General features: G+C 63.9%; 21 protein-coding genes and 2 tRNA genes. 7 read left to right on the top strand and 16 right to left on the bottom strand.

Translation table 11 applies throughout. The annotated features are described in order from the left end of the window. Nucleotides 1-354 precede the first annotated feature (354 nt). The 6 genes from pcnB (at nt 355) to RSO41_RS02900 (ending at nt 5,959) form a co-directional block, all read left to right on the top strand. Complete coding sequence (gene pcnB, locus RSO41_RS02925; RefSeq protein WP_315617562.1) at nt 355-1,758, top strand: polynucleotide adenylyltransferase PcnB; 1,404 nt, start codon at nt 355-357, stop codon at nt 1,756-1,758. Then, on the top strand, nt 1,755-2,258 hold the full coding sequence (gene folK / locus RSO41_RS02920; RefSeq protein ID WP_315617561.1) for a 2-amino-4-hydroxy-6-hydroxymethyldihydropteridine diphosphokinase: 504 nt from the start codon (nt 1,755-1,757) through the stop codon (nt 2,256-2,258). Before pcnB ends, folK begins: the two co-directional genes overlap by 4 nt. A 114-nt stretch (nt 2,259-2,372) precedes the next feature. After that, nucleotides 2,373-3,164, top strand: coding sequence for a 3-methyl-2-oxobutanoate hydroxymethyltransferase (panB, locus tag RSO41_RS02915; protein ID WP_315617560.1), 792 nt, complete (start codon nt 2,373-2,375; stop codon nt 3,162-3,164). Beyond that, the gene (panC, locus tag RSO41_RS02910) at nt 3,164-4,012 is read left to right on the top strand and encodes a pantoate--beta-alanine ligase (RefSeq protein ID WP_315617559.1); all 849 of its coding nucleotides are present in this window, start codon (nt 3,164-3,166) and stop codon (nt 4,010-4,012) included. Before panB ends, panC begins: the two co-directional genes overlap by 1 nt. Before the next feature lie 29 nt (nt 4,013-4,041). Then, nucleotides 4,042-4,422 carry an aspartate 1-decarboxylase gene (gene panD / locus RSO41_RS02905; protein WP_315617558.1) on the top strand — a complete coding sequence of 127 codons (381 nt, stop codon included), beginning with the start codon at nt 4,042-4,044 and terminating at the stop codon, nt 4,420-4,422. Nucleotides 4,423-4,783: 361 nt separating this feature from the next. After that, complete coding sequence (locus RSO41_RS02900) at nt 4,784-5,959, top strand: acetyl-CoA C-acetyltransferase (RefSeq protein WP_315617557.1); 1,176 nt, start codon at nt 4,784-4,786, stop codon at nt 5,957-5,959. A gap of 52 nt (nt 5,960-6,011) precedes the next feature. Here the strand turns inward: RSO41_RS02900 and RSO41_RS02895 are convergent, their stop codons facing one another. The 16 genes from RSO41_RS02895 to rlmE form a co-directional block, all read right to left on the bottom strand. Beyond that, nucleotides 6,012-7,205: an MFS transporter gene (locus RSO41_RS02895; RefSeq protein WP_315617556.1), complete on the bottom strand. Its 1,194-nt coding sequence runs from the start codon at nt 7,203-7,205 to the stop codon at nt 6,012-6,014. An 82-nt stretch (nt 7,206-7,287) separates the two neighbouring features. Next, nucleotides 7,288-9,420: a polyribonucleotide nucleotidyltransferase gene (gene pnp, locus RSO41_RS02890; protein WP_315617555.1), complete on the bottom strand. Its 2,133-nt coding sequence runs from the start codon at nt 9,418-9,420 to the stop codon at nt 7,288-7,290. Between the two features lie 391 nt (nt 9,421-9,811). Next, on the bottom strand, nt 9,812-10,081 hold the full coding sequence (rpsO, locus tag RSO41_RS02885; protein WP_275286652.1) for a 30S ribosomal protein S15: 270 nt from the start codon (nt 10,079-10,081) through the stop codon (nt 9,812-9,814). Between the two features lie 90 nt (nt 10,082-10,171). After that, complete coding sequence (truB, locus tag RSO41_RS02880; RefSeq protein WP_315617554.1) at nt 10,172-11,098, bottom strand: tRNA pseudouridine(55) synthase TruB; 927 nt, start codon at nt 11,096-11,098, stop codon at nt 10,172-10,174. Continuing rightward, nucleotides 11,098-11,484, bottom strand: coding sequence for a 30S ribosome-binding factor RbfA (gene rbfA, locus RSO41_RS02875; protein WP_315617553.1), 387 nt, complete (start codon nt 11,482-11,484; stop codon nt 11,098-11,100). The genes truB and rbfA overlap by 1 nt, the downstream gene beginning before the upstream one ends. Nucleotides 11,485-11,502: 18 nt before the next feature. Continuing rightward, nucleotides 11,503-14,037 (bottom strand): translation initiation factor IF-2, encoded by a 2,535-nt coding sequence (gene infB / locus RSO41_RS02870; RefSeq protein ID WP_315617552.1) that lies wholly within the window; start codon nt 14,035-14,037, stop codon nt 11,503-11,505. Between the two features lie 28 nt (nt 14,038-14,065). Beyond that, a complete protein-coding gene (gene nusA, locus RSO41_RS02865) occupies nt 14,066-15,559 on the bottom strand; it encodes a transcription termination factor NusA (protein ID WP_315617551.1) in 1,494 nt (497 codons plus the stop codon). Nucleotides 15,560-15,599: 40 nt separating this feature from the next. After that, complete coding sequence (rimP, locus tag RSO41_RS02860; protein WP_315617550.1) at nt 15,600-16,061, bottom strand: ribosome maturation factor RimP; 462 nt, start codon at nt 16,059-16,061, stop codon at nt 15,600-15,602. A gap of 220 nt (nt 16,062-16,281) precedes the next feature. Then, a tRNA-Met gene (locus RSO41_RS02855) sits at nt 16,282-16,358 on the bottom strand. Nucleotides 16,359-16,481: 123 nt separating this feature from the next. Beyond that, a tRNA-Leu gene (locus RSO41_RS02850) sits at nt 16,482-16,568 on the bottom strand. A 29-nt stretch (nt 16,569-16,597) separates the two neighbouring features. Further along, on the bottom strand, nt 16,598-16,960 hold the full coding sequence (gene secG / locus RSO41_RS02845; protein ID WP_315617549.1) for a preprotein translocase subunit SecG: 363 nt from the start codon (nt 16,958-16,960) through the stop codon (nt 16,598-16,600). 4 nt (nt 16,961-16,964) lie between these two features. Then, complete coding sequence (gene tpiA / locus RSO41_RS02840) at nt 16,965-17,714, bottom strand: triose-phosphate isomerase (protein WP_315617548.1); 750 nt, start codon at nt 17,712-17,714, stop codon at nt 16,965-16,967. Nucleotides 17,715-17,762: 48 nt separating this feature from the next. Further along, a complete protein-coding gene (gene glmM / locus RSO41_RS02835; protein ID WP_315617547.1) occupies nt 17,763-19,112 on the bottom strand; it encodes a phosphoglucosamine mutase in 1,350 nt (449 codons plus the stop codon). Further along, nucleotides 19,105-19,899 carry a dihydropteroate synthase gene (gene folP / locus RSO41_RS02830; RefSeq protein WP_315617594.1) on the bottom strand — a complete coding sequence of 265 codons (795 nt, stop codon included), beginning with the start codon at nt 19,897-19,899 and terminating at the stop codon, nt 19,105-19,107. Before folP ends, glmM begins: the two co-directional genes overlap by 8 nt. Before the next feature lie 166 nt (nt 19,900-20,065). After that, entirely contained in the window at nt 20,066-22,042 is a 1,977-nt protein-coding gene (ftsH, locus tag RSO41_RS02825) for an ATP-dependent zinc metalloprotease FtsH (protein ID WP_315617546.1), read from the bottom strand. A gap of 218 nt (nt 22,043-22,260) precedes the next feature. Beyond that, entirely contained in the window at nt 22,261-22,851 is a 591-nt protein-coding gene (gene rlmE / locus RSO41_RS02820; protein ID WP_315617593.1) for a 23S rRNA (uridine(2552)-2'-O)-methyltransferase RlmE, read from the bottom strand. A gap of 267 nt (nt 22,852-23,118) precedes the next feature. Here rlmE and yhbY point away from each other — a divergent pair, with 267 nt between their 5' ends. Next, a complete protein-coding gene (gene yhbY, locus RSO41_RS02815) occupies nt 23,119-23,445 on the top strand; it encodes a ribosome assembly RNA-binding protein YhbY (protein ID WP_315617545.1) in 327 nt (108 codons plus the stop codon). Nucleotides 23,446-23,547 lie beyond the last annotated feature (102 nt).

Raw genomic sequence — 23,547 nt, 5'->3', positions numbered from 1 at the left:
GGGGGAAGGTATGCCAGGCATGCCGTCGTGCTTGGATTATTGTTTTGAATACGAGGCGGTCGCCGCCAGGAACGTCAATAAAGACAACAACATGCTTGCCTGAGACTCCTTGGTGACTGTGGTGCGTATTCAAGGCGATGCGCCATCACGAAGAAGAACCAGCAGCAGGGATGCTGCACCTTGCTTGATCCAGGGGAGGCCAGTCGGCCTCCCCTTTCTGTATCCGTTCAGACTGCCGCCATCGCGTGCCCACGAGGCGCTTGCGCCCAACGCACGACAGGCTCACGCTTTGCAAGGTGTCGGGTGTCCGCTACACTCAACGCTTTTCGTACTCCCGCGAGTCGACAACACCGCATGATCAAAGGTTTTACCCGCTTTCTGCAGAGTCCGGGCGAGCATCTCAAGTCGCTGTTCGGCCCTCAGGATGCGCCGGCCGGAGGCCCTGTGCTGCGCATCATTCCCCGCGATGAACATCCTGTCTCGCGTCAGCTTTTCAGTGACGCGGCTCTCAAGGTGCTGTACCGCCTGCACAATGCCGGGTTCGAGGCTTTCCTGGTCGGCGGCTGCATCCGTGATGCCCTCCTGGGGCGCATGCCCAAGGATTTCGACGTGGCCACCAATGCCACGCCGGAAGAGGTCCGTGGCCTGTTCCGCAACTCACGCATCATCGGGCGCCGCTTCCGCATCGTGCATGTTCGTTTCGGCCGCGAGGTCATCGAGGTCACCACCTTCCGGGGCAAACCCGGTGATGACCACGGCGACCATATCGCCCAGCAATCCGACGACGGCATGCTGCTGCGCGACAATGTCTGGGGCGACATCGAGGAAGACGCCCTGCGCCGCGACTTCACGATCAATGCGCTGTATTACAATATCGCCGATTTCTCGATTCATGATTTCGCGGACGGGGTGCGCGATATCGATGCCCGCACCCTGCGGCTGATCGGCGATCCGGCCACTCGCTACCGAGAAGATCCGGTGCGCATGCTGCGCGCCGTGCGCTTCGCCGCCAAGCTCGACTTCGGCCTGGCCAGCGCCACCGAAGCACCGATCGAGGAGCTCGCCCCGCTGCTCCTGCAGGTACCGCCGGCCCGGCTGTTCGACGAGGTGCTCAAGCTGTTCATGGGCGGCCACGGTGTCGAGACCTTCCACCTGCTGCGGGAATACGGGCTGTTCGCCATGCTGTTTCCCGAGGCCGACGAAGCCTTCGCCGAGCTGCCCTGGGCCGAGGGCTTGATCGAGCAGGCCCTGGCCAGCACCGACAAACGCGTTCAGGAAGAACGTCCGGTGACGCCAGCCTTCCTGTTCGCCGCTCTGCTGTGGGGACCGGTGCAGTTGCGCCAACGCGACTACGAGCGGGAGGAAGACATGCCACCGATTCCCGCGCTCCAGGCGGCATCGCAGCGTGTCGTATCGCGCCAGCTGCAGCACGTCTCCATCCCCAAGCGCTTCAGCCTGCCGATGCGCGATATCTGGGACCTGCAACAACGCCTGCCTTCGCGGCGGGGCAAACGCGCTTTCCAGACACGCGACCATCCTCGCTTCCGCGCCGCCTACGATTTCCTGTTGCTGCGCGAGGCCGCCGGCGAGATCGCCCCCGGACTCGGCGACTGGTGGACCGCCTTCCAGCAGGCCGATGAACACGAACAACGCCGCCTGCTCGGCAAGGTCGACGCCGACCCGGCCGGGACACCGGCCCCGCGCAAGCGTCGCCGACGCCGCAGGCGCAAGCCGCGCAACCCTAGCGACGACACATGAGCCTTGCCTGGATCGGCCTCGGCAGCAACCTGGATGCGCCGCGAGCCCATGTCGAACGCGCCCTGGACGAACTGCACCACCTGCCCCTGACGAGGCGTCAACACGCCTCGCATCTCTATGCGACCCGGCCCATCGGCCCCGCCGACCAGCCTGACTTCATCAACGCCGTCGCCCAGCTGGAAACACGGCTGTCGCCATTGGCTCTGCTCGACCAGTTACAGGCCCTCGAACAGCGCCATGGTCGGGTGCGTGAACGACGCTGGGGACCACGCACGCTGGACCTTGACCTGCTGCTCTTCGATGCACAATGTCTTGCCACGCCTCGCTTGACGCTCCCGCATCCGGAAATGACGCAGCGAGCCTTCGTGCTGGTGCCATTGGCCGAGATCGCACCGACCCTGGTCCTTCCGGACGGTCATGATGTCGCTTCCCTGGCGGCAAGCCTGTCGGAAGAGGCGCCCCCGGCGAAGATACCGCCTAGAATGTTACCCAAGCCCTGACAAGGTCTGATCAGTGTTACCTATCGACACCTCAGCCGAATTCAGGTAACAATCAAGGGTTACACAATGGCCCCGGTCACCGCCGGCCAGCCGACAACATAACGAGAGCACGCCATGAAAACCGTCACCCTGAGCACGCTGCAGGCCCATAAGCGCGCTGGTGAAACCTTCAGCTGCCTGACCGCCTATGACACCACCTTCGCCCATGCCGCCAGTGAGGCCGGCATCGAGGTTCTCCTGGTCGGGGACTCCCTGGGCATGGTGCTGCAGGGGCACGCCAGCACTCTGCCGGTGACCCTCGACGACATCCGCTACCACACTCGCTGTGTGGCCCGTGGCAAGGGGGCCAGCCTGCTGATGGCCGACCTGCCCTTCATGAGCAATGCCACCACCGAGCGCCTGCTCCATGATGCCGGCGAGCTGATGCGCGCCGGCGCCGAAATGATCAAGGTGGAAGGTGAAGCCTGGATGGCCGAGGGCGTGCGCGAACTGACGCGCCGTGGCGTGCCGGTCTGCGCCCACCTGGGGCTCACGCCACAGACCGTCCACCAGCTCGGTGGCTACAAGGTACAGGGCCGTGACGCCGACCAGGCCACCCGCATCCTCGAGGATGCCCGCACCCTGGTCGACGCCGGGGCAACAGTGATCCTGCTGGAGTGCGTTCCCGCCAGCCTGGGGCGTGCCATCACCGAGGCACTCGATGTCCCGGTCATCGGCATCGGCGCTGGCCCCGACACCGACGGCCAGATCCTGGTCATGCACGATATCCTGGGGGTAACCCCCGGGCGCAGCCCTCGCTTCGTGAAAAACTTCATGACCGAGGCCGCTGACATCCCGACAGCCTTCCGCCATTACCACGAGGCGGTCAAGGCGCGTCGCTTCCCGGCCGAGGAGCACTGTTTCTGATGCAATGCCTGCAGGAGATCCACGCACTGCGCGACGCCCTGGCCAGCCACCGCCGGGCGGGGCGGACCATCGGCCTGGTGCCGACCATGGGCAACCTGCACGAGGGCCACCTCGCGCTGGTGGCCGAGGCACGCCGACGAGCCGATATCGTGGTGGCCACCATCTTCGTCAACCCGACGCAGTTCGGTCCCGGCGAGGACCTGGACGCCTACCCGCGCACCCTGGAGGCGGACCGGGAAAAGCTCGTCGATGCCGGCTGCGACCTGCTGTTCGCGCCCGATGAGTCCACGCTCTACCCTCGCGGCGGCCATGCCCAGACGCATGTCAGCGTGCCAGAGGTCTCGGAGGGCCTATGCGGCGGTTCCCGGCCGGGGCACTTCGATGGCGTGGCGACCGTCGTGACCATGCTCTTCAACCTGACCCAACCCGACCTGGCCTGCTTCGGCGAGAAGGACTACCAGCAGCTGGCGGTCATCCGACGCCTGGTGGCCGACCTCCATCTTCCGATCGAGGTGGTCGGCGTGCCCATCGTGCGCGACCGGGACGGCCTGGCACTGTCCTCGCGCAACGGCTACCTGAGCGCCGAACAGCGCCAGACGGCCCCTGCCCTGCAGCGAACCCTGCGCGAGCTGCGTGATGCCCTGGAAGGCGGCGCGGCGCTCGATTCCACCCTCGCCACGGGACTGGCCCGCCTGAGAGAGGCCGGTTTCGAGCCCGACTACCTGGAACTGCGTGCCACCGACCTGGGCCCAGTCGACGCATCGACGCGCGACGCCGTGCTGCTCGCCGCAGCACGACTGGGTCCGACGCGGCTGATCGACAACCTGAGCCTGACCCTGCCGCATTGAAACGGGGCACCGACAAGAGGAACTCATCCATGCTGACTCATATGCTCAAGGCCAAGCTGCACATGGCCCGCGTCACCCACGCCGTGCTCAACTACGAAGGTTCTTGCGCCATCGATGGCGAGTTGCTGGACATGTCCGGCATCCGTGAAAACGAACAGATCCAGATTTATAACGTCGAGAACGGACAGCGTTTCACCACCTACGCCATCCGCGCCGAGGAAGGCTCCGGGACGATCTCGGTAAACGGCGCCGCCGCACACCTGGCAAGCGAAGGCCAACGAGTCATCATCTGTAGCTACGCCATGTACACGGATGCCGAGCTCGAGTCCCATCAACCGGCTCTGGTCTATCTACAGGAAGGCAACGCCATCAGCCACACCAGCAACGCCATCCCTGTCCAGCTGGCCTGAGCCCGAACCAAGGCTATCGCAGTTGGATCTAGCGAGGGGCGCCGGGGACAGGCTGAAGAGGGGGTCCGATGCCATGGGTGAGGCGGACTCCGCCGAACGGGTTGGCCTTGGATGGCCAACCCCGGACCTGCAAGCGAAGCAGGATGCGAGAGCGCCGCAGGGCATCGGTAGCCTCCAGGGAAGGATTCACAGCGCCCCCTCGCAGGCCTGTCGCCGGATCAGCCCGAGCGACAACGCTTAACGCCATTCAGGCGTCTCATACGGAAGTCCAGTGCCTTTCGACTACCCGAGGATTGCCGCAGCGCACAATAGTCGCCTATCCTGAAAGCCAGCACGTCCGCAAATTTCAGGAGTCATGACCATGTCAGAAGTGGTGATCGTCGCCGCACGTCGCACCGCCGTCGGTGCCTTCAGCGGCTCTCTCGCCGGCATTCCCGCCAGCGACCTGGGGGCCCACGTCATCAAGGACATCCTCGCCGGTACCGGCGTGGCCGCCGACCAGGTGGATGAAGTCCTGCTCGGCCAGGTGTTGACGGCCGGTACCGGGCAGAACCCGGCTCGCCAGGCCTCCATCAAGGCCGGGCTGCCCGAAGCCGTGCCGGCCATGACCATCAACAAGGTCTGCGGCTCCGGCCTCAAGGCCCTGCACCTGGCCACCCAGGCGATCCGCTGCGGCGATGCCGACCTGATCCTGGCCGGCGGCCAAGAGAACATGTCGCTCTCTCCGCACGTACTCCCCAACTCGCGAAACGGCCAGCGCATGGGGGACTGGAAGGCCATCGATTCCATGGTCCACGATGGCCTGTGGGATGCCTTCAACGATTACCACATGGGCATCACCGCCGAGAATCTGGCCGAGAAGTACGGCATCACTCGCGACGCCATGGACGAATTCGCCGCCGGCTCGCAGCAGAAGGCCGCCGCCGCCATTCGCGAAGGACGCTTCCAGAGCCAGATCGCGCCCCTGGACATTCCCCAGCGCAAGGGTGACCCGGTACGTTTCGATACCGACGAGAACCCGCGCGAGGTGACCGCCGAGAAGCTCGGCACCATGCGCCCGGCCTTCAAGAAGGACGGCACTGTCACCGCCGGCAATGCCTCTTCACTCAACGATGGCGCCGCCGTGGTGATGATGTGCAGTGCCGAGAAGGCCGAGGCACTCGGCCTCACGCCCCTGGCGCGCATCAAGGCTTACGCTAATGCCGGCGTCGACCCCTCCATCATGGGCATCGGTCCCGCCCCGGCCACTCGCCGCTGCATGGAACGCGCCGGCTGGAGCCTCGACGAGCTGGACCTGATCGAAGCCAACGAAGCCTTCGCCGCCCAGGCGTTGTCGGTCAACAAGGAACTCGGCTGGGATACCGACAAGGTCAACGTCAATGGCGGCGCCATCGCACTCGGCCATCCCATCGGCGCCTCCGGCTGCCGCATCCTGGTCACCCTGGTGCACGAGATGATCGCCCGCGACGCCCACAAGGGTCTGGCGACCCTGTGCATCGGCGGTGGGCAAGGCGTGGCACTTGCCATCGAGCGCTGATTACCGTCCTTCAAGCAAGGCTTGACGATGCCCCAGGCGACGGGGGCATCGTCTATCTTGTCTTCTCGCCTACCACACTGGCCGGCGTACGCAGCACCAGCAGCGTGGCCGCCAGGAAGAACCCGCCGGCCATCCAGGTCACGCCGGGCAGGCTGATGCTGTCGACGACACGTCCGCCGACCATGGCGCCCAGACCGATCGACAAATTGAACACGAAAGCCATCAGCGCGGTGGCGGCCTCGGTATTCGGCGCCGTGCGCAGGATCCAGGTCTGGATGCTGACCGAGACGCTGCCGAACACCGCCCCCCAGCCCATCAGGAGCGCCACGCCCCCCACCGGCTGCCCACCGAGCCACGAGAAACTGGCGACGACCAGCAGCAGCAGACTCGGTATCGCCAACACCGCACGATAAGGGTGATAACCGGCGAAGGCGCCGGCGGCCACGTTGCCGACGATCCCTGCCGCGCCATAGAGCAGGAGCAGGCTGCCAATATCCGTCCGCGCAATGCCACTGATCTGCTGCAGGATAGGACTGATGAAGGTATAGGCAGAGAAGTGGCCGACGACGACCAGTCCCGTGGCGATCACCGCCACCCGCACGCCACGATGCCCCAGCTGCTGGCCGAGTATCCGCAGTCGCACCGGTTCGGTGGGCGGGAGTCGGGGCAGCCATGCCCACAGTGCCAGGGCGGTGACCAGGCTCAGGACGCCCAGGGCGCCGAAAGCGACCCGCCAATGGCTGTATTCCCCCAGCAGGGTCCCGGCCGGCACGCCCAGTACCGAGGCGGCGGCCACCCCACCGAAGATCACGGTCATCGCCCTGGGCACCTTGTCGACCGCCACCAGGCGAGGTGCGATGCCGCCGGCGATGGCCCAGAAGCCGCCGATGCTCATGCCCACCAGCACCCGAGCCCCCAGCAGAACCACAAAACTATCGGCCAATACCGACAGGACGCTACCCACAACCATCAGCAGCATCAGGCCGGTCAACATGACGCGGCGATCCAGGCGTCCCACGGCAACCGGCAACAACGGTGCCGAGAAGGCCGCGACCACACCGGGCACCGTGACCATCAAACCGGCCAGACCCGGCGTCACCCCCAGAGAGGCGGCGACCTGCGACAACAGACCGATCGGCAGTTGCTCGGCGGTCACCAGCAGGAAGATGCCGGTCATCACCGCCACCACCCCCCACCAGTGCGAGCCGGCCGATTCCTGGACGCCCACCGTCCGCCCGTCTTCCATGATATACCTCCCTTGAACGAAACCGCCCTCGCAGCTTGCGCTACAAGGGCGGCGTTGCTTCCCGCGTCAGGTGTCGTCGGGCTTAGAGCTCGGCGTCGGCCGTCTCGGCCTCGAAGGCCGCCTTCTCTTCAGGGGTGATCTCCTTGATCGTGAGCTTCACCCGGTTGCGATTGTCGATGTCGAGCACCTTGACGATCGGCTCGTCGCCTTCATTCAGGAAGTCGCGCACGTCGTTGACCCGTTCTGGCACGATCTGCGAGATGTGCACCAGGCCATCGGTGCCCGGAATGATGTTGACGAAGGCGCCGAAGTCGGCGATACGCACCACCTTGCCGCGATACAGCTTGCCGATCTCGGGGACGGCAGTGATCGCCAGCACGGTGTCGATGGCCGCCTTGGCCGCCGATTTCTCCTCGGCATAGATGCGCACGGTGCCGTCGTCATCGAGATCGATGGAAGCGCCGGTATCCTCGCAGATCTTGCGGATCATGGCGCCACCCTTGCCGATGACGTCGCGGATCTTTTCCGGGTCGATCTTGATGGTGGCCATGGACGGTGCGTTCTCGGAGACTTCCTCACGGCTCTGGCCGATCACGCTGTTCATCTGCTCGAGGATGTGTTGGCGCGCTTCATGGGCCTGTTGCAGCGCCTGCTCCATGATCTCCTCGTTGATGCCCTCGATCTTGATGTCCATCTGCAGGGCGGTCACGCCATCCGCGCTGCCGGCCACCTTGAAGTCCATGTCACCGAGGTGGTCTTCATCGCCGAGAATATCGGTCAGGACCGCGAAACCGTCATCGTCCTTGACCAGGCCCATGGCAATACCCGCCACCGGCGCCTGCATCGGCACACCGGCATCCATCAGGGCCAGGGAAGAGCCGCATACCGAGGCCATCGAGCTGGAGCCGTTGGATTCGGTAATCTCGGATACCACCCGGATGGTGTAGGGGAATTCGTCCTGAGAGGGGAGCATGGACTCCACGCCCCGGCGCGCCAGGCGGCCATGGCCGATCTCGCGGCGCTTGGGCCCCCCCATGAAGCCGGCCTCGCCGACACAGTAGGGAGGGAAGTTGTAATGCAACAGGAAGCGATCCTTGCGCTCGCCCTCCAGTGACTCGATCAACTGGGCATCGCGCAGGGTGCCGAGCGTCGCCACCACCACGGCCTGGGTCTCGCCACGGGTAAAGACGGCCGAACCGTGCGCCTTGGGCAGGCCACCGACCTCGATGTCCAGCGGACGCACGGTCTTCAGGTCACGGCCGTCGATACGCGGCTCGCCCTTGACCACGCGGCGACGCACCACGCGCTTCTCGAGACCGGCGAACGCTCCCTTGACCTCATCGGCGTCGAACTTGCCATCCTCTTCACCGGCCAGTTGCTCCACCGCTTCGTCTTTCAGGGCAGACAGGGCATCCTGACGCTGCATCTTGTCGGTGATGCGATATGCCTCGCCCACCTTGGCCTCGAAGTTGCTCGCCATGGCGTCCTCGAGGGCAACGTTCTCGGCGGGCGCCTGCCATTCCCAGCGCGGCTTGCCGGCTTCGGCGGCCAGCTCATTGACGGCCTGGATCGCGGCCTGCATTTCCTGGTGACCATAGAGCACGGCCCCCAGCATCTCGTCCTCGAGCAACTCGTTGGCTTCGGACTCGACCATCAACACGGCCTTCTCGGTACCGGCTACCACCATGTTGAGCTCGGAGCTGCCCAGTTCCTCGACCGTCGGGTTGAGGAAGTAGCCATGCTCCTCGGTGAAACCGACTCGAGCGGCGCCGATGGGGCCGTTGAAGGGCACGCCGGAAATCGCCAGCGCCGCGGACGTACCGATCATGGCCGCGATATCGGGATCATGGTTGCGATCAGTGGAAAGTACCGTGCAGACGACCTGAACTTCGTTCATGAACCCCTTGGGGAACAGCGGGCGAATCGGACGGTCGATGAGGCGCGAGGTGAGCGTCTCTTTCTCGGTGGGACGCCCCTCGCGCTTGAAGAAGCCGCCGGGAATCTTGCCGACCGCGTAGGTCTTCTCCTGATAATGGACAGAGAGCGGGAAGAAGGGCTGGGAGGGGTTGGCATCCTTCTTCGCTACCACGGTGCACAGCACCACGGTGTCGTCCATGGTGACCATCACGGCACCGGAGGCCTGGCGGGCGATGCGCCCGGTTTCCAGGGTGACGGTGCTGCGACCGTATTCAAATGTTTTCTTGACCGGATTCACGGCGACTTCCTTCAACTTTTCGATTCATGTTCGGGTCGTTTTGACTCGGCGACCATTTTAGGGGTTGACGGGCGCGAGGGCCACCGATTATGCAGCTCGCCAACCATGGGGGTAACCCGAGCACCCTGGCACATGAACCCAGCGCCGAATGGCTCCCTTACATACGAAACGGGCGGCCCCGAAGGACCGCCCGTTTCAAATGGCCTGCAGAAAAGCGCTTTCTGTAACTTGGAAATAACTTTTCAGCCAGGAACGCTGCATAAATAGCCGAGCGTAGTAAAGCGCAAGGCGCACGGAGCGCAGAAAGCGAGACATAACGATTTGTTAGGCGAGCTTTCTAGCACCGCGCAACACAGCGATTTGCACGCGCAGGCATTTAAGCAGGGATTCCTTAGCGGCGCAGGCCGAGGCGCTGGATAATCGACTGATAACGTTCGAAATCCTTGCGCTTCAGATAGTCGAGCAGCTTACGACGCTGGTTGACCATGCGGATCAGGCCACGACGCGAGTGGTGATCCTGCTTGTTGGTCTTGAAGTGGTCCTGCAGGCCGTCGATGTTGGCGGTCAGCAGAGCCACCTGGACCTCGGGGGAACCAGTGTCGTTTTCACCACGACCATATTCGTCGACGATCGCGGCTTTCTGTTCAGCGGTCAGTGCCATCTGTCTCTCCAGTAAGCAATATGCCTGAATGATGAATGTCGGGGACCACGCATATTTGCAGTCCCCACGCCCAGTCCCGGTGGGACTGGCTCATGCCGAGCCCGCCACGGCGGAACTCAGCAGGCGCCGAGGGGCGATATCCCCGGCCGCCGTGACCACACCGAGCCCCAGGAAGGCATCGGCGTGGTAGAGCCTGGTCAAACTATCGACGGGCAAATCACCCGCCTCACCCGTCGCTGCCTGGCCGAAGCGCAGGCAACGGGCGCCGGCAGCGCTCATGTCGCTGCGCGGCAAGTGCGCGACCAACACATCGACCGGCAACAACGCCGCGTCCTGTGCCTCGTCAGCGATCAATCGCTCGACCGCCGCGACGCTCAACATGCGGTCGCCCTCGAAGGGGCCCGTCTTGAGCCGCCGTAGACGACTGATGTGGCCGCCGCACCCCAGGGCCTGGCCGATATCCTCGGCCAGCGTCCTGATATAGGTCCCCTTGCTGACCCGCACCTCCATTTCGAAGGCCGAGCCATCAAACGCCAGAAGGCGCGCATCATACACCGTCACGCGGCGCGCTGCACGCTCCACGGTCTTGCCCTCGCGAGCCAGCTCGTAGAGCTTGCGGCCCTGGTGCTTGAGCGCCGAATGCATCGGCGGCACCTGGTCGACCTCGCCGATGAAGCGCGTCAGTGTCTCACGCACCCCCGCCTCATCGAGCGCCGGGACGTCGCGTCGTTCGACCACGTCGCCTTCGGCGTCACCGGTATCGGTCACCACACCGAGCTCGACCCGAGTGTGATACACCTTGTCGGCTTCCAGCAGGTGCGCGGAAAATTTCGTGGCTTCACCGAAACAGACCGGCAGCAGGCCGGTGGCCATCGGGTCGAGCGTGCCGGTATGGCCCGCCTTCTGGGCCTGGAACAGGCGTCTCGCCCGCTGCAAGGCATGATTGCTGGACACGCCCTCGGGCTTGTCCAGCAACAGCACACCATTCACCGGACGACCACGACGACGCCGTGCCATCAGCGCTCATCCTCGTCATCATGGCGAGAGCGGTCGTTGGCCACCGCCTCGTCGATCAAGGAAGAAAGACGCTGACCACGCTCCAGGCTGGCATCGTAGTGGAAACGCAGTTCCGGCACGTGCCTCAGCTTGATGCGACGGGCAATCTGCCCACGCAGGAAACCCGCGGCCCGTTTGAGAATCGTCAGATTCTCCTCGACCCGAGCTTCGTCGTTTTCCCCCAGCAGGGTCACGTGAACATCGGCATACCCCAGGTCACGACTGACCTCGACGCCGCTGACGGTGACCATGCCCAGGCGCGGATCCTTGATCTCGCGCTGGATGAGGACCGCCAGCTCCTTCTGGAGCTGGTCGGCCACTCGATCGGTACGCTTGAACTCACGCATGGTCGGCTCCTCGAGCGTTTAGAGCGTCCGCTCGACCTTGACCTGATCGAAGACCTCGATCTTGTCGCCGACCTGGACGTCGTTGTAGTTCTTCACGCCGATACCGCACTCCATGCCGTTGCGAACCTCGTTGACGTCGTCCTTGTAACGGCGCAGGGATTCGAGCTCGCCTTCGTAGATCACCACGTTCTCGCGCAGCACACGGATCTTCTTGTGGCGATGGACATTGCCCTCGACCACCATGCAGCCAGCCACGGCACCGATCTTGGGCGCACGGAAGACGTCGCGGACCTCGGCCACACCGACGATTTCCTCTTTCCACTCGGGCTCGAGCATGCCGCTCATGGCCTGCTTGACCTCGTCGATCAGCTGGTAGATGACGCTGTAGTAGCGCAACTCCAGGCCTTCACGCTCGATGATCTCGCGGGCAGCCGCATCGGCACGCACGTTGAAGCCGATCACGATGGCCTCGGAAGCCAGTGCCAGGTTGGCGTCAGTACCGGTGATACCGCCCACGCCGGACGACACCACGGAGACCTGCACCTCATCGGTGGACAGTTCCTCGAGCGCGCCCTTGATGGCCTCCAGAGAGCCCTGCACATCGGCCTTGAGCACGATATTGAGCTTGGCGGCGACTTCCTGACCCATCTGGCTGAACATGTTCTCCAGCTTGGCCTTCTGCTGACGGGCCAGGCGCACTTCGCGGTACTTGCCTTGACGGAAGTTGGCGACTTCACGCGCCTTCTTGTCGTCATCGAGCACCATGAAGTCGTCACCGGCCTCCGGCGTACCATCCAAGCCCTGGATTTCCACCGGCATGGCCGGACCGGCCTCGTCGACCTGCTTGCCGAGCTCGTTGGTCAGGGCTCGCACGCGGCCATAGTGCAGGCCGGCGAGCACGATATCGCCCTTCTTCAGGGTGCCGTTCTGGACCAGCACGGTAGCGACCGGGCCGCGGCCCTTGTCGAGTCGAGACTCGACCACCACGCCCTTGCCGGGCGCTTCGGGCACGGCCTTGAGCTCGAGCACCTCGGACACCAGCTGGATCGACTCCAGCAATGCCTCGATGCCATCACCGGTATGGGCAGAAACGTGCACGAACTGGGTGTCGCCGCCCCACTCCTCGGAGATCACGCCATGCTGCGACAGTTCACTCTTGACGCGGTCAGGATCGGCGTTCGCCTTGTCGATCTTGTTGACCGCGACGATAAGCGGGACTTCCGCCGCCTTGGAGTGCTCGACCGCCTCGATGGTCTGAGGCATGACACCGTCGTCTGCGGCCACCACCAGCACCACCACATCGGTGGCCTTGGCGCCACGTGCCCGCATGGCGGTGAACGCCGCGTGGCCGGGCGTGTCGAGGAAGGTCGCGCCACCGTGGTCGTCCTCGACATGATAGGCACCGATGTGCTGGGTAATGCCGCCAGCCTCGCCGGTCGCCACCTTGGCGCGACGAATGTAGTCGAGCAGCGAGGTCTTGCCGTGATCGACGTGGCCCATGACCGTAATGACAGGCGAACGCGTGATCTCGTCGCCCTCATAGGAAATGCCCTCGAGGACCTCGGTTTCCAGCGCATCGTCCTTCACCAGCTTGGGCTTGTGGCCCATCTCTTCGACCACGATGGCCGCGGTGTCCTGATCGATGGTCTGGTTGATGGTCACCGCCGCGCCCATGGTAAACATGGCCTTGATGACCTCGTTGGCCTTGATCGACATCTTGTCGGCCAGGTCCGCCACGCTGATGGACTCGGGAATCGAAACCTCGCGCACGATCGGCTGAGTCGGCTTCTGAAAGCCATGCTTTCCGCCACCCTGGCTGCCGCCACGACGGCTGCCGCGACGTTCGGCGCGCTTGGCCTTGCGACCGCCCCGACGACGCTCCTCGCGATCACTGCGATCATCGTCGCGATCGCCGCGACCTTTCTTGCCGGGCTTGCCACTGGCTTTCTTGACGGCCGCACGACGCCCCTCGGTGCGTCCTTCTTTCGGCGGCGCCGGTGCTTCCTCGGGCGCGGGTCCGGTGGCATCGAGCTCCGGCACCGGAATCTCGGGCTCCGGCTCGGCCTGGGGCACCTGCTCGGCTTCGGCCTTCTCGGCTTCAGCCTTCTCGGCAGCCTGACGTGCGGATTCCTCGGCGGCGCGACGCTTGGCCTCTTCGGCCTCCTCGGCCTCACGCCTGGCTTCGGCCTCGGCCATGTCCCCTACCAGTTGGCGGGGGCCCGTGTCCTCGACCTTGGGATCCTCGGCCGGCTCCTCTTCACGCTTGACGTAGGTACGCTTCTTGCGAACCTGCACCTCGATGCTCTTGCCTCGCTCACCGGTATTGATACGGCTGCGGGTCTTGCGGGTCAGGGTGATGCGGTTCTTCCCCCCCGAGCCACTGTTGCCGCCGTGGCTCTTGGTGAGGTAATCGAGCAGCTTACGCTTGTCCTCTTCGGACACGGCGTCGCCCTCGGACTTGTGCTCGAGTCCGGCTTCTTTCATCTGCTCCAGCAGACGGGGCACATCGCGCCCCACCTTCGCTGCAAAATCCTTAACGGTCATTTCTGACATTACGACCCTCCTCAGCCCGTGACCCGTGTTACTGTTCGCTCTCGAACCATGGCGCGCGGGCGGTCATGATCAGTGACGCGGCGCGCTCGTCGTCCAGTTCCTCGATGTCGGTCAGATCATCGACGGACTGTTCGGCGAGATCCTCCATGGTGACGATGCCCCGACTGGCCAGGATGAAGGCCAGGTGGCGCTCCATGCCGTCCATCGCCAGCAGGTCGTCGGCCGGCTGGGCGCCATCGAGCTCTTCCTCGGAGGCGATGGCCAGGTTCAACAACTCGTCCTTGGCGCGAGCGCGCAGCTCCTCGATGAGTTCTTCTTCGAACTCCTCGATCTCCAGCATTTCTTCCACCGGGACGTAGGCGACTTCCTCGAGGGACGTGAAGCCCTCCTCGACCAACAGACGAGCCACGTCGTCGTCGACGTCCAGATGCTGAATGAAGTGTTCGACCAGGCTATCGATCTCCTGGTCACGTTTGTTTTCAGCCTCGGCCTCGGTCATGACGTTCAGGCGCCAGCCGGTGAGCTCGGAAGCCAAACGCACGTTCTGGCCACTGCGGCCGATGGCCTGGGCCAGATTGTCCTCGCCGACGGCCACGTCCATGGCATGGGCGTCTTCGTCAACAAGGATGGAAGCGACATCTGCCGGCGCCATGGCATTGATGACCAGCTGGGCCGGGTTATCGTCCCACAGCACGATATCCACTCGTTCGTTCTGCAGCTCGGTGGATACTGCCTGGACCCGCGAACCGCGCATGCCGACGCATGCACCCACCGGGTCGATACGACGGTCGTTGGTCTTGACCGCAATCTTGGCGCGCGACCCAGGATCCCGGGCCGCCCCCTTGATTTCGATGAGCTGCTCGGCGATCTCGGGCACCTCGATCTTGAACAGCTCGATGATCAGTTCCGGACAGGTCCGGGACAGGATCAACTGGGCACCGCGTGCCTCCGGATCGACCTTGGTCAGCAAGGCACGTACCCGCTCGTTCATGCGGTAGCGCTCGCCGGGAATCATCTCGCTGCGCGGCAGGAACGCCTCGGCGTTGTCGCCCAGGTCGATGATCAGGCCATCACGTGTCGTCTTCTTGACGATGCCGGCCACCAGTTCGCCCTCGCGCTCGGCATAGAGGCTCACGACCTCGGCGCGCTCGGCTTCGCGCACTTTCTGCACGATGACCTGCTTGGCGGTCTGGGCCGCGATCCGGCCGAAGGCGGCATTCTCGATCCGCTCCTCGACCACGTCACCCAGGCCCAGCGGCGGATCGCGACGCTCGGCGAAAGAGAGCTTGATCTGGGCATCCGGTCCATCGAAGTCGTCGTCGTCGACCACCTCCCAGCGCCGGAAGGTTTCATAGTCACCGGTGCCGCGATTGATACGAACGCGCACACTGGCTTCCTCATCCTCGAAGCGCTTGCGAGACGCGCTGGCCAGCGCGGCCTCGACGGCCTCGAAAATCACCTCGCGGGGGACCCCCTTTTCATTGGAGATCGCATCGACGACCGCCAGAATCTCTTTACTCATGACTTAGCCTCGCCAGAAAACCCGTCCTTTTGCACCGACATCACGAACCGAACCGAGGCACGATACGCGCCTGATCGATGCTCTCGATGGGAAAGCAATATTCCTCGCCGTCGAGCTGCAGCAGCACCTCGTCGCCTTCGATACCGGCCAGCAACCCCTGGAACTTGCGTCGTCCGTCGAACGGTGCACGCAGCTTCACGGCCACCGTGTGGCCCGCATAACGCTCGAACTGATCGAGGGTAAACAACGGCCGATCCATCCCGGGCGACGACACCTCGAGCCGATACTCCCCGGCGATGGGATCCTCGACATCCAGCACCGCACTGACCTGGCGGCTGACATCGGCGCAATCATCCACCCCCACACCCTCGGCATGGTCGATAAAGATCACCAACCGCGAGTGCTTGCCCTGAGACAGGTAATCGATTCCCCAGAGTTCGAAGCCCATGGCCGTCACCACTGGCTCGATCAGCGCCTTCAGCGCAGTATCCTTGGTCGCCATGGAAGAAAGCTCCTACAGCCGTTGCATCAGGCACCTGGCCAGGAGTGAACAGGAAAGTCAGGTGGCTGATTGGCGTTGCCTCGGGACAACCGCCGGTCTCGACCGACAGGCTGGCCGCTAACAAAAAGCCCCTTCGCAGGAAGGGGCTTTTACAAGAAACCTGTATACCACTTCGGCTCTCTGGCATGCCCCTAACATCGCTGCATGCCTGCCAGGAAGATGGTAGCGGGGACCGGATTTGAACCGATGACCTTCGGGTTATGAGCCCGACGAGCTACCAGACTGCTCCACCCCGCATCAATCTAGGTCGGTGATTGTATGCTTGAAGCCTGTTGGCGTCAAGCCACAAAGGCACCGCTTCGCCAATCCTGCTACTGAGGCCGACACCTTGGCAAGGCTTCTCACCGTGTCGGTTTCAGATGGTGCCGAAGGCGGGACTTGAACCCGCACGACCGTAAGGTCACTACCCCCTCAAGATAGCGTGTCTACCAATTCCACCACTTCGGCATCAGGGGACGGCTGGCAAAACGAGGACATCAACTGCCGCCCTCCTCCAGCACTGGCGCTGCATTATCCTCGCCATTGCCCCCTTCGTCAAGGGTTGGCTCGGCATTCTGCTGTTCGATCATTTCGGCATCGGGGATACCCGCTTCTTCCGGCGCATCACCTGCCTGGGAAGCGAAGTACGCCAGGGTCAGGGACGTGGCGAAAAAGGCCGCCGCCAGCACGGCGGTCGCGCGAGACAGGAAGCTGCCGCTGCCGCGAGAGCCGAATACGGTCTGGGAGGCACCGCCACCGAAGGAAGCGCCGGCATCGGCCCCCTTGCCCTGCTGCAGCAGGATCAGGGCGACCAGGGCGATGGCGATCGCCACGTGGATCATGAGAATGGCAACTTGCATGGATTCAACCTGCTGACTGACAAATGGCTAGGAAATCATCGATCTTGAGAGACGCGCCGCCTACCAGACCGCCGTCGATATCCGGCTGGGCCAACAGGTCGGCGGCGTTATCGGCCTTCATGCTACCGCCATACAACAACGGCACTCGTTCAGCGAGCGCGTCATCGTAGGTGGCAAGACGGCGGCGGATCGCGGCGTGAACGGACTGTGCCTGTTCAGGGCTGGCGGTACGGCCGGTCCCGATGGCCCAGACCGGCTCGTAGGCAATGACCAGCCGGCTGCGCTGGTCGGCTTCCAGTGCATCCGCAACCGCCTCCAGCTGGCCGATCACGACCGCTTCACCACGGCCGGCATCGCGCTCCTCGAGGGTCTCGCCCAGGCACAGCACCGGCGTGAGCCCGACGTCCAGAGCGCGACGCACACGCGCCAGTACCGCCGCGTCATCCTCGCCGAACAGGGTGCGGCGCTCGGAATGGCCGACCAATACCAGGCGCGCACCAACGTCGCGCAGCATCTCGCCACTTACCTCACCGGTAAAGGCGCCGGAAGGCTGGTCACTGAGCGTCTGCCCGCCCAGGGCTGCCCGGGTGCCCGCCAAGGCACGGGCGGCGGGCTCCAGATAGGGGAAAGGCACCATCAGCGCGACCTCGAGACGCGACGGCAGGTCGGCGTCGGCCAGCGCCTGGCCGAAGGATTCGACCAGGTTCAGGGAACCGTTCATCTTCCAGTTGCCGGCGATCAGCGGCGTAGGCATGAGACATCCTCTTTCAAGGTGGGCCGAAATGGTATAGGAGCGCCATTGTCAAGACAACATGCTCTCGACATCATCGGCCAGGCGCCGCGCCAGGTGCTGGACATTCAGATGGGGGCGACCCTCGACCATGACACGGATCAACGGCTCGGTTCCCGAAGGACGCAGCAACACACGGCCCTGGTCGTCGAGTTCGCTCTCCAGGGCTGTCACCGCTTCCCGCAAGGCCGCATCTTCCATCAGCGCACGAGCATCGGTGCCCGGTGTCAGGCGTACATTGATCAATGCCTGGGGCGCCTTCTCCAGCCCTCCCAGCAGCTCGCTCAGCGCCCGCCCCTCGCGAGCCATCACCGACAGTACCTGTAGCGCCGACACGATACCGTCACCGGTGGTCTGCACATGACCACAGACGATATGCCCCGAGGACTCCCCCCCCAGCTGCCAACCATTGGCGGCCAGGCGCTCCATGACGTAACGGTCGCCGACCTTGGCGCGCTCGAACGGAATATCCATCGCCTCGAGCGCCGCGGCCAGGCCAAAGTTGCTCATCAGGGTGCCGACGACACCGCCCCCGAGTTCGCCCCGTGCGTGGCGGTCCCGGGCAATCATGTAGAGGATATCGTCACCATCGACCTCGCGCCCCTCGGCATCCACCAGCAGGACACGGTCACCATCGCCGTCGAACGCCACCCCCAGGTCCGCCCCCTCACGGATGACCGCGGCGCGCAGTGCCGCCGGTTGAGTGGAGCCGACCTCATGATTGATATTGAGCCCGTCGGGATTGGCACCGATCAGGCTGACCTCGGCGCCCAGCTCACGAAACACACTGGGCGCGATGTGATAAGTGGCACCATGGGCGCAGTCGACGACCATCCGCAGCCCATGCAGGTCAACCCGGTCCGGAATGGTCGACTTGCAGAACTCGATATAACGGCCGGCGGCATCATCGACCCGTCGCGCCTTGCCCAGCTCATGTGGCGCCACCGTGGTCAACGGCTCGTCGAGCATCGCTTCGATGCGCGCCTCGACGGCATCGGGCAGCTTGACGCCTTCGGCGGAGAAAAACTTGATGCCATTGTCGGCGAAGGCATTATGAGACGCCGAAATGACGATGCCGGCATCGGCCCGGAACGTCCGCGTCAAGTAAGCGATGCCCGGCGTCGGCATCGGGCCGAGCAGAATGACATCGACGCCGGCGGCGGACAGCCCGGCCTCCAGCGCCGACTCGAACATGTACCCGGAAATCCGCGTGTCCTTGCCAATCAGCACCCGCGCCTGCCCGGATTCTCGCGTCAACACTCGACCGGTAGCCCAACCCAGCTTGAGCATGAAATCGGCAGTGATCGGCGCCTCTCCGACAGTGCCGCGGATGCCATCGGTACCGAAATAACGTCTAGTCATTGTCGCAACCTTCCTTGAGTACGGCCCAGGCCATGTTCACCGCGTCCACGTGGGGCCCCACATCATGCACGCGAAGGATACGTGCGCCTCGTTCCACGGCCAGGGCGGACAACGCCAGCCCACCGGCAAGGCGCTCTTCCACCGGCCGCTCGAGCACCTTGCCGATCATGCTCTTGCGTGACATGCCCACCAGAATGGGCAGTTCCAGCGAGGTCAGGCGCTCCATGTTCTTGAGCAGCCGCAGATTGTGCTCGACGGTCTTGGCGAAGCCAAACCCCGGGTCGACCAGCAGGCGCTCGCGACGCAGCCCCGCGGCTTCACAGGCCGCCACCCGCGACTCGAGAAACTCGGCCACGGCCTCTTCCACGGGCTGCTCATAATGCGGCGAGTTCTGCATGTCGCCCGGCTCGCCGAGCATATGCATCAGACACACCGGCAGCCCCGAGGTGGCAGCAGCCCGCATCGCGCCTTCGCGACGCAGGTTTCGCACATCATTGAGCATACCAGCCCCGGCAGCGGCGGCTTCACGCATCACCTCCGGTGAGCTGGTATCCACCGACACCAGGGCATCGAGCTCGCGAACCAGCGCCTCGACCACCGGGATCACCCGATCCAGCTCCTGCTGGATCGAGACCTCGGCGGCTCCGGGCCGCGTCGATTCCCCGCCGACATCAATGATCGCGGCGCCTTCGGCGAGCATTCGCTCAGCACGCGGCAAGGCATCGTCCAGGGCGACATGGCGCCCTCCGTCGGAAAAGGAGTCGGGCGTGACATTGAGAATCCCCATTACATGGGGGAAGGAAAGATCGAGCCGGTGACGGCCGCACTGCAGGGGAGGCGAGGCTGTAGTCTGCATCATCATCCTGGGAACATCGGGTACCGGGCCATAGCCCTCTACGACGAAGGCGCCCCGCAGGGCGCCTAGTGTTCAACGGAGGCGGGCGCCACTGGGATCAGGTCCCGGCGGGGCCACCCAGAGGGTCGGAGGGGCGACGCCTTGGCGTTTCCTCATCTCCCCCTTCGCCATCATCGGATGCCTCGGAAGGTTTAGGCTCCTCGCCGGCGCCGGTGATCGGCGAACCACCACCGGAACCATCATCTTCCCAATCCTCCGGCGGCCGTGGATCGCGACCTTCCATGATGTCCTTGAGCTGATTGGCATCGATGGTCTCGAACTTGACCAGTGCTTCGGCCATGGCATCCAGCTTGTCGCGATTGTCTTCCAGGATCTGTTTCGCCTGTTGATAGCAATCGTCGATGATCCGGCGCACTTCCTTGTCGAGCCGGGTCGTGGTCTCGCCGGACTTCAGCATGCCGCCCTGACCACCGCCGCCGAGGAACTGATGCGACTCGTCCTCGTCGTACATGATCGGCCCCATCTCTTCGGACAGGCCCCACTTGGCAACCATGTTGTGCGCCAGCTCGGTGGCACGCTTGATGTCATTGGAGGCGCCGGTCGTCACGCCGTTCGGCCCGAGCGTCATCTCTTCGGCGATACGGCCACCGAACAGCGAGCAGATCTGACTGATGATCTGCTGGCGCGACAGGCTGTAGCGATCTTCCTCGGGCAGGAACATGGTCACGCCCAGCGCTCGGCCACGGGGAATGATGGTGACCTTGTAGACCGGGTCATGCTCCGGCATCACCAGACCGATGATGGCGTGCCCCGACTCGTGATAGGCGGTATTGAGCTTGTCCTTTTCGGTCATGACCATGGAGCGGCGCTCGGAGCCCATCATGATCTTGTCCTTGGCCATCTCCAGCTCGTCCATCCCCACCAGGCGCTTGTTGCCACGCGCCGCGAACAAGGCTGCCTCATTGACCAGGTTGGCCAGATCGGCACCCGAGAAGCCGGGCGTACCACGCGCAATGTAGGTTGGCTTGACGTCGTCGGCCAGCGGCACCTTGCGCAGGTGCACGTTGAGGATGTGCTCGCGGCCACGGATATCGGGCAACGGCACGGTGACCTGGCGGTCGAAACGGCCCGGACGCAGCAGCGCCGGGTCCAGCACATCGGGGCGGTTGGTGGCGGCGATGACGATGATGCCCTCGTTGGCCTCGAAACCGTCCATCTCGACCAGCAGCTGATTCAACGTCTGCTCGCGTTCGTCGTTGCCGCCCCCCATGCCGGCGCCACGCGAGCGGCCCACGGCATCGATCTCGTCGATGAAGATGATGCACGGCGCCTGCTTCTTGGCCTGCTCGAACATGTCGCGCACACGAGACGCACCGACACCGACGAACATCTCGACGAAGTCGGAGCCGGAAATCGAGAAGAAGGGCACACTGGCCTCACCGGCAATCGACTTGGCCAGCAAGGTCTTGCCGGTCCCGGGCGGGCCGACCATCAGCACGCCTCGGGGAATGGTGCCCCCCAGACGCTGAAACTTGGTCGGGTCACGCAGGAAGTCGACCAGCTCCTCGACTTCTTCCTTCGCCTCGTCACAGCCCGCGACATCGGAGAAGGTGGTCTTGATCTGGTCCTGGGAAAGCAGTTTGGCCTTGGACTTGCCGAAGCTCATCGGCCCGCCCTTGCCGCTTCCACCGCCCTGCATCTGACGCATGAAGAAGATGAAGATCCCCAGGATCAACAGGATCGGGAAGCTGGCGATCAGCAGCCGGGTCCAGAGACTCTGCTGCTCCGGCTCCTTGCCCACCACGGTGACATCGTGGGCCAGCAGATCATCCATCAGCTTGGGGTCTTCCGCCGCTGGCCGGATGGTCTGGAACTCGGAGCCATCGGTGCGCTGACCGGTGATCGTATAACCATCGATGGTCACGCTATCGACGCGCTCGTTCTGCACCTGCTGGACAAACTGGGAATAGTTCATCGTCTGCGGTGCGTTATCGACACTGAAATTGTTGAACACCGTCAGCAACACCGCCGCGATGACCAACCACAGGATCAGGTTCTTCGCCATATCGTTCAAGGGACTACCCTCAATTGCAAGAATCCGTCGGCCAAATGCGCCTAGTGCTTCGACACTACATCAGAGGCACACGTTCAGCCAGGACGCGGACCTCGGTTCACTCCGTTACTGCCCACTGTGGCATACTTGCGCCGCCGTGTCCGGCCATCGCACCGTTAGCCCCAGTCTATGGAACAGATCGTCACACCCCGCAGCCCCGCCGCGCCTTGCAGGCCGGCTCAGCCGCGAAAACCTTCTGCCAGCAGATACACCTCACGGGAACGCGCCCGCGAGGCCTCCGGCTTGCGTGTCACTACCCGCTTGAAGCTGCCGCGCAGCTCCTTCAGGTAAGCATCGAACCCTTCGCCCTGAAACACCTTGGCCAGGAACACACCACCGGGCGACAGGGTCTGGCGCGCCAGATCCAAGGCCAGCTCCACCAGGTACATGGCCTGGGGCTGGTCGATGGCCGCCATACCACTCATATTGGGGGCCATATCCGACATCACAAGGTCCACCGGGCGATTTTCGAGCCGCCCCAGGACCTCCTCGAGCACGCTTTCCTCGGTAAAATCCCCCTGCACGAAATCGACCCCGGCTAGAGCATCCATTTCGAGAATATCGGAGGCGACCACCAAGCCTTCGTCACCGACCTTCTCGGCGGCGACCTGACTCCACCCACCGGGCGCCGCCCCCAGGTCGATCACCGTCATGCCGGGACGCAGCAGCTTGTCCTTCTCATCGAGGGCCAGCAGCTTGTAGCTGGCCCGACTGCGATAACCATCCTGCCAGCTCTGCTGGACATAACGATCATCGAAGTGCTCTTTCATCCAGCCGGTACGGGGCTTTTGGGCGCCGCGCCGACCGGCACCTTTGGTGCGGGCGCCTTTCGGGCGAGAGTCACGGGAAGATGCCACGGCATCACCTGTAGAATGAACTGGATGTCGGGCGGTCGAGCGAATTCCGGGATGACCTGGGACGAGGTGCTGACCTGCGGGCCCGGCGACTCGAGAGAATAACGAGGCGCGGCGGTTTCGCCGCGACGCGATACGCCGTACCATACGCGCAGCGCGCCAACCGGGATGAATCAAGATACCATGAGCTTGTCACAGGCACAAAAGAAAGCATTTCGCAGCATCGGCCATCACCTCGACCCCGTGGTCACGGTGTCGGAAAACGGGATATCCGAAGGCGTGGTCGCCGAACTGGACCGTGCCCTCGGCGACCATGAGCTGATCAAGGTCAAGCTGGCCCTGCCCGAGCGCGACGACCGCGCCGCCATGATCGACGAACTGCTCGACGCCAGCGGCGCCGAACTGATCCAGAAGATCGGCAAGGTCGCCCTGCTCTACCGCCACAACCCCAAGGTCAACCCGAAGCTCTCCAACATCAAACGCTTCGAGAACCATCACGGCCGACGCTGACGCGCTTCGCGCGAGCTGTAAGCCATAAGCTTTAAGCCGTAAGAAAACACCCCCAAGGCGCCGCCCTGGGGGTGTTTAGGTTTTGACTTACAGCTTACGGCT

The sequence above is a fragment of the Halomonas sp. I1 genome, from assembly GCF_032334135.1.
Classification (GTDB): Bacteria; Pseudomonadota; Gammaproteobacteria; order Pseudomonadales; family Halomonadaceae; genus Halomonas.
Note: the sequence above shows the minus strand (reverse complement) of the source record. Positions and strands in the feature narration are given on the sequence as shown.